The 13,249-nt window shown below is 41.2% G+C and carries 12 protein-coding genes; 7 read left to right on the top strand and 5 right to left on the bottom strand.

Going from position 1 to position 13,249, the window contains the following annotated elements:
- Window positions 1–28: 28 nt before the first annotated feature.
- A complete protein-coding gene (thrH, locus tag BM161_RS12660) occupies window positions 29–628 on the bottom strand; it encodes a bifunctional phosphoserine phosphatase/homoserine phosphotransferase ThrH (RefSeq protein ID WP_074933272.1) in 600 nt (199 codons plus the stop codon).
- A gap of 154 nt (window positions 629–782) precedes the next feature.
- On the opposite strand from thrH, the gene BM161_RS12655 reads away from it, so the two are divergent.
- From BM161_RS12655 to BM161_RS12630, 6 genes are all read left to right on the top strand, one after another.
- A complete protein-coding gene (locus BM161_RS12655) occupies window positions 783–2,009 on the top strand; it encodes a divergent polysaccharide deacetylase family protein (protein WP_074933271.1) in 1,227 nt (408 codons plus the stop codon).
- A 53-nt stretch (window positions 2,010–2,062) separates the two neighbouring features.
- Window positions 2,063–3,097 carry a tRNA (adenosine(37)-N6)-threonylcarbamoyltransferase complex transferase subunit TsaD gene (gene tsaD / locus BM161_RS12650; protein WP_074933269.1) on the top strand — a complete coding sequence of 345 codons (1,035 nt, stop codon included), beginning with the start codon at window positions 2,063–2,065 and terminating at the stop codon, window positions 3,095–3,097.
- A gap of 213 nt (window positions 3,098–3,310) precedes the next feature.
- On the top strand, window positions 3,311–4,321 hold the full coding sequence (gene aroF, locus BM161_RS12645) for a 3-deoxy-7-phosphoheptulonate synthase (protein ID WP_074933267.1): 1,011 nt from the start codon (window positions 3,311–3,313) through the stop codon (window positions 4,319–4,321).
- Window positions 4,318–5,175, top strand: a complete 858-nt coding sequence (locus BM161_RS12640) for a prephenate dehydrogenase (protein ID WP_074933266.1) — start codon at window positions 4,318–4,320, stop codon at window positions 5,173–5,175. Before aroF ends, BM161_RS12640 begins: the two co-directional genes overlap by 4 nt.
- Window positions 5,176–5,182: 7 nt before the next feature.
- On the top strand, window positions 5,183–5,761 hold the full coding sequence (locus BM161_RS12635) for an O-methyltransferase (protein ID WP_074933264.1): 579 nt from the start codon (window positions 5,183–5,185) through the stop codon (window positions 5,759–5,761).
- 83 nt (window positions 5,762–5,844) lie between these two features.
- Window positions 5,845–8,058 carry a methyl-accepting chemotaxis protein gene (locus BM161_RS12630; RefSeq protein ID WP_074933263.1) on the top strand — a complete coding sequence of 738 codons (2,214 nt, stop codon included), beginning with the start codon at window positions 5,845–5,847 and terminating at the stop codon, window positions 8,056–8,058.
- A 13-nt stretch (window positions 8,059–8,071) separates the two neighbouring features.
- Here the strand turns inward: BM161_RS12630 and BM161_RS12625 are convergent, their stop codons facing one another.
- From BM161_RS12625 to BM161_RS12615, 3 genes are read right to left on the bottom strand one after another with little or no spacing between them, the layout of a single operon-like run.
- Window positions 8,072–8,872, bottom strand: coding sequence for a TPM domain-containing protein (locus BM161_RS12625; protein ID WP_074933261.1), 801 nt, complete (start codon window positions 8,870–8,872; stop codon window positions 8,072–8,074).
- Window positions 8,866–9,570: a TPM domain-containing protein gene (locus BM161_RS12620; protein WP_074933259.1), complete on the bottom strand. Its 705-nt coding sequence runs from the start codon at window positions 9,568–9,570 to the stop codon at window positions 8,866–8,868. The genes BM161_RS12625 and BM161_RS12620 overlap by 7 nt, the downstream gene beginning before the upstream one ends.
- 6 nt (window positions 9,571–9,576) lie before the next feature.
- Window positions 9,577–10,185, bottom strand: coding sequence for a LemA family protein (locus BM161_RS12615; protein ID WP_074933257.1), 609 nt, complete (start codon window positions 10,183–10,185; stop codon window positions 9,577–9,579).
- Between the two features lie 246 nt (window positions 10,186–10,431).
- Here BM161_RS12615 and BM161_RS12610 point away from each other — a divergent pair, with 246 nt between their 5' ends.
- Window positions 10,432–11,058 (top strand): adenylate kinase, encoded by a 627-nt coding sequence (locus BM161_RS12610; protein WP_022931174.1) that lies wholly within the window; start codon window positions 10,432–10,434, stop codon window positions 11,056–11,058.
- A gap of 262 nt (window positions 11,059–11,320) precedes the next feature.
- Here the strand turns inward: BM161_RS12610 and BM161_RS12605 are convergent, their stop codons facing one another.
- The gene (locus BM161_RS12605) at window positions 11,321–13,219 is read right to left on the bottom strand and encodes a methyl-accepting chemotaxis protein (RefSeq protein WP_074933255.1); all 1,899 of its coding nucleotides are present in this window, start codon (window positions 13,217–13,219) and stop codon (window positions 11,321–11,323) included.
- Window positions 13,220–13,249: the final 30 nt, after the last annotated feature.

Genomic DNA, 13,249 nt, shown 5'->3' with positions numbered 1-13,249 from the left:
GAAACCACCGTTTTTAGTTTGCAATAAATTACAGATATTTACGAATTGCGTCAAGCAGTTCTGAGTACTCTGTAAATGCAGGATACTGTGGATAGTCCTTGATGATTTTTTCTGTAGAACGGAAAAGGAAGCCGGCCTTCGAAGCTTCAATCATACCAAGGTCGTTGAAGCTGTCGCCCGAAGCGATAGTTTCAAAACCAATTGACTGAAGAGCCTTTACAGTTGTGAGCTTGCTCTTGTCGCAACGCATCTTGTAGCCTGTAATTTCACCAGAATCAGAAACAATCAGTTCATTACAGAAAATTGTAGGCTGACCGAGTTTTTCCATGAGAGGGGCTGCAAACTGACTGAAGGTGTCGCTCAAAATGATTGTCTGGCAGCAGGAACGAAGTTCGTCAAGGAACTTCTTAGCACCAGGAAGCGGGTCTATTTTTTTAATTGTATCCTGAATCTCCTTAAGTCCAAGTCCATGTTCCTTAAGGATTCCGATTCTATATTTCATCAGCTTGTCATAATCCGGTTCATCGCGGGTAGTTCTTCTAAGCTCTGGAATACCAACAGTATCAGCAAAAGCAATCCAGATTTCCGGTACAAGTACGCCTTCAAGATCAAGACAAGTGATAATCATTTTTTTACCTCTAAATCTCCGTCATCCCGAACTTGTTTCAGCATGACGTGTTTCTTTTGTTATTAATGATATTTAAGAAAATACAGTATTTATTAAAATATATCAAGGAATACCCCTAACTGACAAAATCGTTCCAAAATGATAAAATCATTTTATGCCTCAGAAAAAGACAGTACGAAAAACTTCCACCAAAACAACACGAAAAACCGGAACAAAACGAACTTCACGTACAAAACGCCGCTCTTCGAAAAAGCCTAAGGTTTACATTCCGGCTTATAAGGCGATTATTTTCTGCTGCACAATTATTACCATCTGTATGGGGCTGCTGCTTTTTACAACTCTCAGCGAATCTAACAAAAAACTTCCTGATGCTGTAATTGAAAGATATAAAGAAGAAATTATTGATTCTAAAAAACAGAAGGAAGAGCCTAAGACTGAACCGAAAGCAGAAACAAAACAGAAATCTGAAGCCCCCAAAAAGACAGAGCCTGCAAAAAAGACGGAAGCTCCTAAAACTTCTGATTCGGCAAAAAAAACAGAAACTCCAAAAACAGATAAATCTGTAAAAATAGAAACTCCTCAGGTAAAAGAAAAACCTGCGGAACAGGATGCCAAGAGCAGTCAGAAACCTCAAAGCGAGCAGACCGTTCCCGCCCCAGCACCTGCTTCATCAAAATCAAAATACAACTTCCCTGCCGCAAAAAACAATGCACAGCTCATTTTTGTATTTGACGATGGCGGACAGAATCTTTCACATCTTGCACCGTTCTTAAAACTGCCCTTCCCTATAACCGTTGCGGTTTTGCCTCAGCTGGCCTACTCTAAAGAATCGGCGAGTCAGGTTCGTAAGGCGGGTTTTGAGGTTATGCTCCATCAGCCAATGCAGGCAGTAAACGCTTCGGTAAATCCGGGGCCAGGTGCCATTAAGCCGGAGATGAGCGAGGGCGAAATAAAAAGTATTTTGTTCCAGAACATCACAGAAATCGGCCCGATTGCCGGAATGAATAATCATGAAGGTTCGGCCATTACTGCCGATGCAGAGAAGATGGCTACGGTGATGCAGTTCTGTTCACAGGAAGGTATTTACTTCCTCGACAGCCGCACCAATGTTGAAACGAAGGTGCCGTATGTTGCGGGCGAACTCGGCTATTCTTACTACGAGCGCAACATCTTCCTTGATAACGAAAAGACAAATGCTAATGCCCTTAAGGAGCTTAAAAAAGGCCTTGACCTTGCAAATAAAAATGGAAGCGTTATAATGATAGGCCATATCTGGAGTGCAGATTTTCTGCCGGCCTTTTTGCAGGACGTGTATCCCGAACTCAAAGAAAAGGGATACACCTTCAGTACAGTAAGTAAATCAAAGGCTAAGAAGCACTAACGGTGGTTGAGTAGCCCGTAGGGCGTATCGAAACCACCTTCATGGAGACCTCGATGAAAGTATTAGGTATTGAAAGCAGCTGTGACGAAACAGCCTGCGCAATTGTAGAAGACGGAAAGACTATTCTCAGCAATGTTGTTGCAACTCAGATTCCATTCCATCAGATTTATAAGGGTGTTGTACCGGAAATCGCAAGCCGTAAACATGCAGAATGGATTCTTCCTGTAGTTCGCCAGGCACTCAAAGAAGCAAACATGACCTTAGACGAAGTTGATGCCATAGCCGCTACTAACCGTCCTGGTCTTATGGGATCCCTTCTCGTTGGATTTACTTTTGGAAAAACTCTTGCCTGGGCTACACAAAAGCCTTTTATCGCAATTAACCATATGCTCGGCCACTTGTACGCCGCTCAGCTTCAGACCGAAGTTGAATATCCGTTCCTTGGACTTCTTGTCAGCGGCGGCCACTCAATTATCTGTAAGGTAAACGGTTTTGATGATCTTGAGATTTTAGGAACTACTGTAGATGACTCTGTTGGAGAAGCCTTTGATAAAGTTGCTAAGTTCTACGGACTGGGCTACCCTGGAGGAGTTATCATTGATAATCTTGCAAAACAGGGAGATCCAAAAGCTGCCCGCTTCCCGGTTCCAAAACTTGATGAAAAAGACCACCGCTACGACGTTTCTTTCAGCGGTTTGAAAACTGCCGTAATTCACCAGTGTGATATGTTCTGGCAGCCAGGCTACGAACACAGCACAGAAAACATGTGCGCCGCCTTTCAGGAAACAGCAATCAAAACTCTAGTTGGAAAACTCCTGAAAGCCGCCGACGATACCGGTCTCAAAACAGTTGTCTGCGGCGGCGGAGTCGCAGCTAATTCCCGCCTCCGTGCAATGCTCGCTGAGCGCACCGACATCAACTGCATCTTCCCGCCACTCAAACTCTGCGGCGACAACGGAGCCATGATTGCCGGAGTAGCCTACCACTTCCTCCAGCGCGGCGACCGCAGCGACATGAACACCGTAACCTGTGCCAGAATCCCACAGTTCAAGCGCGGCCTCGACCAGGTACGACACGATCATAAATAAGTTAGGAGCACTTGACAAAGTTTCTACGTAACAGTACAGTAACAACAAATGAAAAACATCACTTACGCATACTATTATTACTGGTATTCTCACAAAGCTTGCAGAGTTCTGGCAAAGTAGATGCTGATGTATATAAATCGGTAATTTCAAGGAACTCTGAAAAAGAGTTCCTTTTTTTTTGGCTTCACGGCTAATTACCAAGAGAGGACACAAATGATTATTACACTTAAACACGGCACATCTGAACAGCAGATGAATGAGTTCATTGACTCATGGAAGCAGAAGGGCTTTGGAGTTCATGTATCAAGAGGTGAAAACCTTACAATTCTCGGACTCCTCGGCGACACAAGTTCGCTCGACACAGAAATGGTCAGCGCAAATCCTTTTGTTGATACAGTACAGCGCGTTTCTGCCCCTTACAAAATGGCAAGCCGCACTTTCCATCCAGAAAACTCTGTAATCAAAGTTGGAAACACAAGCTTTGGTAACGGTGAGATTCCGGTAATCGCAGGACCTTGTTCAGTTGAAACTGAAGAACAGGTTATCTCAATTGCAAAGGATGTAAAGGCTGCCGGTGCAAAACTTCTCCGTGGTGGTGCTTTCAAACCTCGTACTTCTCCTTACAGCTTCCAGGGACTTGGTGAAAAAGGACTTCAGTTCCTCGTAGCTGCTAAAAAAGAAACAGGACTTCCAATCGTAACAGAGCTTATGGATATCCGCCAGCTCAAATTCTTTGATGACGTAGATGTAATTCAGATTGGAGCACGCAATATGCAGAACTTTGACCTTCTTAAAGAGATGGGAAAAACAGGAAAGCCTATCCTCCTCAAACGCGGTATGGCAGCAACTGTAAAAGAACTTTTGATGTCTGCTGAATACATTATGGCAAGCGGAAATGAACAGGTAATTTTGTGTGAACGCGGAGTTCGCACTTTCGATAACTACACACGTAACTGTCTGGATGTAAGCATTGTTCCTTACCTCCACAAGGTAAGCCACCTTCCAATCATCATCGACCCAAGCCACGCCTGTGGTCAGCGCTGGATGGTTCCAGAACTCGCAAAAGCAGCAGTTGCATGTAACACAGATGGACTTATCATCGAAGTTCACAACAATCCGGAAAAGGCACTTTGTGACGGTGAGCAGTCTCTCCACCCAACAGAGTTTGCACAGCTTATGAAAGTTCTTCCACAGATTGCAGCTATTAACGGACGTAACGTATGATTTTTGCAATTGTAGGACTTGGAATTATGGGCGGATCTATTGCAAAAGCAATCCGCTCTTCTGCTGACACAAACGATAAAATCTACGCGCTTGATAAAAACAATGAGTCGCTGTACGCAGCCCTCACCTCTGGTATTATTGATAAAGCGTTCACTCCTTCGGAAACTAACAAAATGCTTTCCGAAGCCGACATGCTTTTTGTCTGCCTTTATCCGCAGGCAACTCTGGAGTTTTTCAAGCAGCACAAAAATGATTATAAGAACGGCGCAATCATAACTGATATCAGCGGTGTTAAGCACGAACTTGCTGTCAACATGGAAGAAATCCGTCCTGCAAATGCACATATGATTTTAGGCCATCCTATGGCCGGTGGTGAAAAAGAAGGCTTTGCAGCCTCTAAAGGCGAATACTTTTTGAATCACAACTACATCCTCATTAAGCCAAAAGATGGTTATGAAGATGAAGCTGCAGTTGAAAAGCTCCGCACCATCATCACAAAAATGGGCTTTACCCGCATTACCGAAGTTGATGCAGACACTCACGACAACAAGATTGGCTTTACCTCTCAGCTATGTCACGTTGTTGCGAGTGCCATGGTAGAAAGTGCCGGCGACCCGGAAATCACAAGCTTCGGTGGCGGCTCATTTGAAGACCTCACCCGCATTGCAATGATTAATGCACCGCTTTGGACAGAGCTCTTCCTCGCAAACCGCGAAAAGCTCGTTGCCCACATTGAAAACTTTGAAGCCCAGCTTGATAATCTTAAAAAACTGATTGAAACCCAGGACGCAAATGGTTTACAATCACTTCTTGCAGATGTACGCAGTAAGCGTATTCAGATGCAGAAGAACTAGGATTACTATGGACGATTTACTTTCTATAAAAGCATACGCCAGCCGCGAGGCAGTTCCAATCATGCAGGACGAAGGTTGTGATTTTATCTGTGAATATATAAAAGAACACAACTGCAAAAACATCCTCGAAATCGGTACTGCCATCGGCTACTCATCAATCCGCTTTGCAAAACTTGCGGATGATATTCACGTTACTACTATAGAACTCGACATAGACCGCCATATCAAAGCCGTAGAAAACTTCAAATCCTGCGGCCTCGACACCCGCATTACCGCCATTCACGACGATGCCCTTACCTGCCCGCTCGAAGGCAAGTTCGACCTCATCTTCATTGACGCCGCAAAAGCCCAGTACATCAAGTTTTTCGAAAAGTACAAGGCAAACCTCACTCCCGATGGAGTTATGATTAGCGACAACCTTTCGTTCCACGGCATGGTTGATGACCTCTCGCTCACTCACAACTACAGCACAAAAAAGCTCGTAAAAAAGATTCAGAAGTATGCAGAATTCCTCCGCACAAACGAAGAATTCGAAACAACTTTTTACGAAATCGGTGACCGCATCGCTGTAAGCAAGAGAAAATAACACAACCTTCATTCATAAAATTTTCCAATTTCGCACTTTCTATGTTATAATGTTTCTATATATTCTAAATAGAGAGAGCTCTAATGAAACATCTTAAAAAAACTTATATTACACTTTTTTCAATCATTTTACTTTTTACATCCTGCTCATTTAGTGGCAGAATAAGTGAACCTGCATACGAAAACTGGAAAATCAAATATGGCGATGATAAAGCCTACGCATCTCCAGATTACAATGATAGTTCTTGGAAAGATATTAATGCTAATACACTGATTTCTGTAGAAAAAAATGAGCATTATTTCTGGCTCAGAAAAACCATCACTAAACCAAACTCTCTGAATAATTCAAATCTTTGGATTGGTTTTCAGAAAACAAACAGTGCCATTGAAGTTTATGCAAACGGAGTTTATGTTGGCTCTCGTGGTAACTTCCCTCCAAATCTTAATGTAAAAATTGAACAAAACACAGATGTTTTAATTCCTTCAAATTGTATTAAAGATGGTAAAGTTGTAATTGCCTTAAGAGTTTATGCTCCTGGTTCAAATGCCAGAGATATTGGCCCTACCCTTGATAATGACGCGCAAGGTTTCTTTATAAATAATATCAAAAATATTTTTAACCAGCGAATCTTCTTATGTATTGGAGTTTTGTGTGGCTTTATTCTTTTCTACTCATTGCTTCAATTTTTCATGGACAAAAAGAACACAACATTCCTGTATTTTTCCGGCTGTTTATTCTTTATAATTCTGTACTTCCTGGATATGGGTACGGAAAATACAATTGCAAGCTACAACATTCAGCGTGCGTTTACTAGAGCCTGTTTGCCTGCAAGTATGATGTTTCTGATGCTCTTCCTTCACAGATTTTACAATCGTAAAAAAAATAAATTTACATATGGATTAGCCATAGCTGTAACATTAATCTTTTTTGCTGCCTTCTTGATTTCAACCGGTAATGATGAAGCGGTTGATAATTTATTCTTAATTTCAATGCTTCCTACAGTTGGTGTTATCGTTTATGGATTTGTAGTTACAATTCAGGGTATAAAACATAAAGAGTATGATTCCATTCCTGTTTTTGTAGGCTTTATAACCGGTTCAATCTGTGCAATTCATGATGTAGTCTGTCAGGTAATGGGTATAGTTCCTTTTATGTGGACTCAGGGCTTTGCTTTCTTCTTTGTAGACCTTGCTGTATTTATAACTCTTGCTATACGAGAATCAAATGTAAAAAAAGAAGTTCAACGTCTTGCAGAAGAAACACAGGTTCAAAAGGACAAACTTTCTTTTGTTATTAAAAAAGCAAAGATTATGGCAGAAGATTCTACTTTTGTTGCTAAACGACTTAATGAATCAGTAGAATCCATGATTAATTCTTCTTCTAAAACTCAGGGCAAAGTTGATGAAATTAATAACGCAATTGATCAGCAAAACCGAATTCAGCAGGAAACAGTTCAGGCTGTTGATAACCTTACAGAATTCTTAAAAAATATTTCTGCTGAATTTGAAAATGAAACCCTCATGATTCAAAATACTACTAAGGGTACTCAGGAAGTTATTAACGGAATCACTACTGTAGGAGAAGGTATTTCTACAGCCGCTCAGTTCACTTCTTCTCTTTCAAAGCTTACCCAGGCTGGTAGTGAAGACATGAAAAAACTTATGACAGAAATGAAGAATATTCAGAATTCTTCAAACGAAATTTTAGGTGTTGCAAGTACACTGGCTACATTTGCCAATAAAATTGACTTACTTTCTATGAATGCAAGTATTGAAGCTGCGCATTCTGGAGAAGCAGGAAAAGGTTTTGCTGTTATTGCTCATGAAATTAAAGACCTTGCAGCTCAGACTTCACAGTGGTCTAATAAAATTGCAGATATCATTACTTCTATTACTGGTTCTATTGATGACAGTGCAGGACTCACTGCAAAAGTAAATCAGGCACTTGAACAAATTGAAGAAGGTTCTGTAAAGAGTGCGGAACGTGTAAATGCAGCCTGGGAAGGAATGAAAGCTCAGCAGAATGCAGGAAACGAAATTGCTAAGGATTCTTCAAGCCTTGCAACAAGTGCTGCTCAAATGAAAACTGAAGTTGCCAGCCAGGATAAGTTTGCTTCCAGCGTAATTAATAATATGCAGGATTTGTGTGAAGCTTCACAGGCTGTAAATGATGCCAGCAGTGAGATTTCTGCCTTTACTGAAAACTTAAGTAAAGAAGCTCAAAATCTTGCACAGCTGGCAGAAAGTACTTCCAAAGTTGCAAATGAACTCATGGAAATCATGAAGACTAATATTTAATATAATTGAAGCACTACCAGTGTGCCGAGGCCCCTCCACCGCTAAAGTGACCGCCGCCTCCAGAGAAGCCTCCGCCAAAGCCGCCCGAAGAATGTGATCCTCCGTGGCTACCGCCAGAGCTTCTCATCATACTGCGAAGTGCCGCATCTGCCGCAATCCACGCAATTGTATTTCCATTATGATAGTAGCGTCCGCGTCTTCTTCCTCTTCTTGTACCGGCAGAAATTGCGCTCATGAAAAGGAATAACCAGATTACACAGATAAATGCAGGTATTAAATCTGATGAAGAGCCTGAACTTTCGCCTTCGCGTACTGAACGGCTTACGGCGCTTTCATCACCACTTACAATTCCACCCATATTCATAACACCTTTTTTGATGCCGGCAGAATAGTTTCCGTTCTTAAACTCAGGTACAATTACATTGCGAAGAATCAATCCGCATTTTGCATCTGTAAGAGAACCTTCAAGTCCATCCCCTACTTCAATACGAAGGTCATGTTCTTCATAGGCAACAAGCAAAAGGGCACCATTGTCTTTTTCCTTATCACCTAGCTGCCATTTGTCTGCAACTTTAATTCCAAAGGAAGCAATATCCTCACCTTCAAGAGAAGGCATTGTCAAAACTGCAATCTGAATTCCTGTATTCCGTTCGAGTGTGGCAAGATATTCTTCAATTTCACGCTCATCACTGTCACGAATAATCTTTGCATAATCGTTTACACGGCCTTTAAGAGCAGGTACAGAAACTGCAAAAAGTGGTGCAGAAATCAAAAGTGATGTAAGGGCAAGGCCCATAAAAAATCTTTTTACCATTCTGCGTCCTCCAGTATTACAAGTCCGTCAGGAAGTTCGTTCGGATTTTCTTCATGAGGCGGAAAGTTTTCTGCAAGGAGTTCACCGCATTTTTCAATTGCAGTTGTAAAGGCTTTTGCAGCCTCCCCTTTTCTAAGATTTTCCGCCAGCTCATCTGCAATCAGATTCCACAAATCCTGAGAAATATGCTTTGAGATTCCTGAATCTGCAACAATACGAACCTGGCGTTCCATATAAGAAACAAAAATCAAAATACCAGAATGCTCTGCTGTATCATAAACTCCAGACTCTGTAAAATAACGGAAGGCACGGTTTGTAACACAGGTCTTTCGTACAGAGCGTGGAATTACAAGTCGGTCAATTACCGGAATATTTGCAATATAAAAAGCAATCAGAACTGCAGCAAGACAGCTTACGATAAAGAATACCGGAAGAATCCAGCTTGGTTCGTTCTGCCAGTAAAGCTTTCTGTAAAGCTCAAGAATCTTCTGGGAGAAAGGAATCATGCACAAAAGCACGAGCATTCCTACTCCATCAGCGGCAAGCAGTTCCCAGAAACAGTAGCGGGCACTTTCCGGAGCAACGGCAACTGCAATTTCTCCGGTTGTTTTTGCTTCTGCATCTGCAACTGCTTTTTTGATTGCGATGAAATCTTCATCTTTAAGCTTAAGCTTTTTAATCAGTGTTTTGTATTTCATAAGCCACTAAAACTCTACTTTTGGAGCACTCTGTGCTTCAGCGCTTGCACTGAAATATGGACGTTTTTCGAATCCGCTCATATTTGCAATAATACTTGCAGGGAACTGGCGGATAGTCTTGTTATATTTCTTTGCAGTATCATTAAAGCGGTTACGTGCAACTGTAATGCGGTTTTCTGTACCTTCAAGCTGATCCTGCAATGCTAGGAAGTTCTGATCTGCCTTTAATTCCGGATACTGCTCTGTTACCATCAAAAGTCTCTGGAGGCTTGCACCAAGATTATCCTGAATCTGCTGATAGCGTGCAAAAGCGTCCGGATCATTCAATACTTCATCACTGATATTGATCTGTCCGCCGGCCTTAGAACGTGCCTCAGAAACCTGTGTAAATACATCGCTTTCATGCTTAGCATAGCCTTTTACTGTAGAAACCAGGTTTGGAATCAAATCAAGACGGCGCTGGTACTGGTTCTGTACCTCTGCCCAGGAAGCTGATACCTCTTCATCAAGAGAAACCATAGAGTTATATGTGTTTTTGTAAAAAGAAAATATTCCAAGCACACAAACCAGTACAATAATTAAAGCAATAAACCCTTTCGAAATCTTTTTCATCAAAATCCTCCATCCGCTATCCAGAATTTATTTCAGGGTCAGCATGACATTACTTTAAATTTATAAATGAATTGTAATATAGTCAATAAATTTTTTACCTTGAAAATGGATTGCCACGCACTTCGTGCTCGCAATGACATAATACTCCGTCATTGCGAGCGTAGCGAAGCAATCCATTTTCTACTTGCCCGAAAAGCACTTTCATAATAAAATATATGAATAAGATTTTTTAATACAAAGAGGTTATTAATGAACAATTTCGTATTTTTGGGACCACCGGGAGCAGGTAAAGGATCTCTCGCAGTTAAGGTAGCAGAAGACTACAAAATCCCACACATTTCAACTGGTGATATTTTCCGTGCAAACATTAAGGCACAGACTCCTCTTGGAGTTAAGGTTAAGGCTATTATTGATTCAGGTTCTCTCGTAAGCGATGAACTCACATTCGAACTCGTAAAAGACCGCCTTGCTCAGGATGACTGCAAAAACGGATACATCCTCGACGGATTCCCACGCACAATTCCTCAGGCAGAAATGCTCGATGGTCTTGTTGCAGACCTCAAGGTAGTAAACTTCCAGATTTCAGATGATATCGTAATCGGCCGTCTTTCAACACGCCGTGTTTGTAAGGCATGTGGTGCTAACTACAACATCAAAACTCTTCCACCAAAAGTAGAAGGTGTTTGTGACAAGTGTGGTGGCGAACTCTATCAGCGCGATGACGACAAGCAGGAATCAATCCTTCACCGTATGGACGTTTACCGCGAGCAGACAGAACCACTCATCAACTACTACAAGAACAAGGGAAAGATTACTGATCTCGATGCATCTATCGAAACAGACATCCTCTTGGGTGAATTCAAAAAGATTTTCTAATTAATTATAGAAATCTACAAAAAACCCTACAAAATAAAAACAGCGGTGATCTACCGATAAGATTATTTTTGACAAGCGGTCAAGCCGCTTGCAACATAACTTATAATGTATCTCACCGCTGTTTTTATTTTGTAGGGCAGTTCTCTATAAATTTATTGTATTATCTTTTTGTCGGCAAGCACAGCTTGCCTCTGAGCCATTCTTTCGATGAACCTAAAGCAACCCTACCGGCTTGCTTTTTAACGGTTCTTCGATTTTAGGCTTACACAATAAACTGTTCTACATGATTATGAATTTTTTCAACAGATTCCTTATTACCATCTGCAGACTTATCTACCTTTTCAACCGTCTGCTTCATATTTGCCGTAGCTTCAAGACTTTCCTGAACGGCAGACATTGTAGACTTAGAAGCAGCAACTACCGCATCCATAGACTCGCGTAGTTTACCAGCCTCTTCGGTCTCTTCTTCGGCTAAGTCACGGATAGCATGAATAGCTTCTACAAGTTCATCAGCAGCCTGCTTAGTTTCAGCAGCCCCCTGATTCTGCTCAATCATAGCATCATAAATATTTTTTACCAGAGCAGCGTTCTCAATTACGTTGTCGCGGATTCCCTGGAAGGCAGCACCGGCAGAAGTAATAGCCTCAACACCGGCTGTAGTCTTTTCCATCATTTCCTTAATCTTAAGCTGAATATCGCGTGCACTAGAAGATGAGGAAGAAGCAAGAGAACGAACCTCATCGGCAACAACCGCAAAGCCCGCACCAAACTCTCCCGCATGAGCCGCCTCAATTGCAGCGTTCATAGAAAGAAGGTTTGTCTGAGCAGCAATACCCTGAATTACTTTCAAAAGCTTTCGTACTTCATCAGATACAGCCTGAATCTCTTTCATTGTAGAAACCGCATGTTCAACTGCAGTATTACCTACATCAGAACGCTCAGAAAGTCCCTGAGAAACTTCCTGTGCCTGCTTTGCAGTATTTGCTACACTTGAAATACTGTCAGTCATCTTAGAAATAGAATTAGAAATACTCTGAACAGCTTCAGTCTGCTGAGTAACATGGAGCTTTACAGTTTCAATACTATCTGAAAGCATAATAAGGTTTTCACCAGTAATGCCAACAAGCTCGTCCTGCTTTTTACTATTCTCATCAATATGCTGAAGCGAATGGTTCATTACGCCAATTGCTCCGGTTGCATATCTTGCAGATTTAGAAATGATTCCTGCAGACTCAGTTACGGCATTTGTTTCTGCCTTAAAGTCTTTAATCATAGAAGAAAGCTTTGCAATCAAAGTATTAACAGAAGAAATAAGAAGACCAAAGTCATCAATCATGTTGATGTTAATACGGCAGGTCAAATCACCATTGTTTGCAATTTCATTCAAAAGATGAGATGTAAGCTTAATACGCTTTGAAAGACCTCTCAAAACTGTAAGGAACGGAACTGCTGCAACAATAGCAGAAAGAACAATACAAATTGCACCTTTCTTAAAAAAGGCAGAAAGCAGATCGCCCTGGAAAGTACCGTTATGGGAAGCCAGCAGAATTCCATAAGGAACTGTAAGCATATTTATTCCAAGGAAGTAAAGGGAAATAAAGAATACAAGACCAATAGAAATGGAAACCTTAGAAGAGCGGCTTCTGAAATCAACAATCGAACCAATCTCAAGCATTTCACGCTTTTTGATAAGCAGGTAATCTACAATTTTAATAGCAGTAATTGCGGAGATTCCTCCAAAAGCCATAGCCTGTGCAATAACAAGGAATACACGGGAGAAGTAGTAAACATTACTTCCGTTTGCAATTCCGATATAAACAATAATAATCTGACCAATGAAAAAGCCTATTACATTAGCAGCAATAATCAGAAGAATGATACCTCTATAGCTCTTAAGACAAATACCAATTTCTTCTTCTGTTGCCTTTCGTTTTTCTTCCTTCAGCTTTTTGATAGTCTGGTCAAAAGGCTTTGCTATAAAATAGCCAATTGCAACTGCTATAAAAAGTAAAAGAGAAGCAACCATAATATTGGGCAGAGTACCACCCCACATTGCTCCAATGTCATCGTAAATAAACTCAAGCGCAAACCATCTCAACGTTAGTACACTTGCATAAGTAACTGAAAATAAAACTATTACAAATGTGGCAAATACTGTCATAACACATCTATTATATTATAGAAAAGTGAA

The sequence above is a fragment of the Treponema bryantii genome (assembly GCF_900113965.1).
Classification (GTDB): Bacteria; Spirochaetota; Spirochaetia; order Treponematales; family Treponemataceae; genus Treponema_D; species Treponema_D bryantii_A.
Note: the sequence above shows the minus strand (reverse complement) of the source record. Positions and strands in the feature narration are given on the sequence as shown.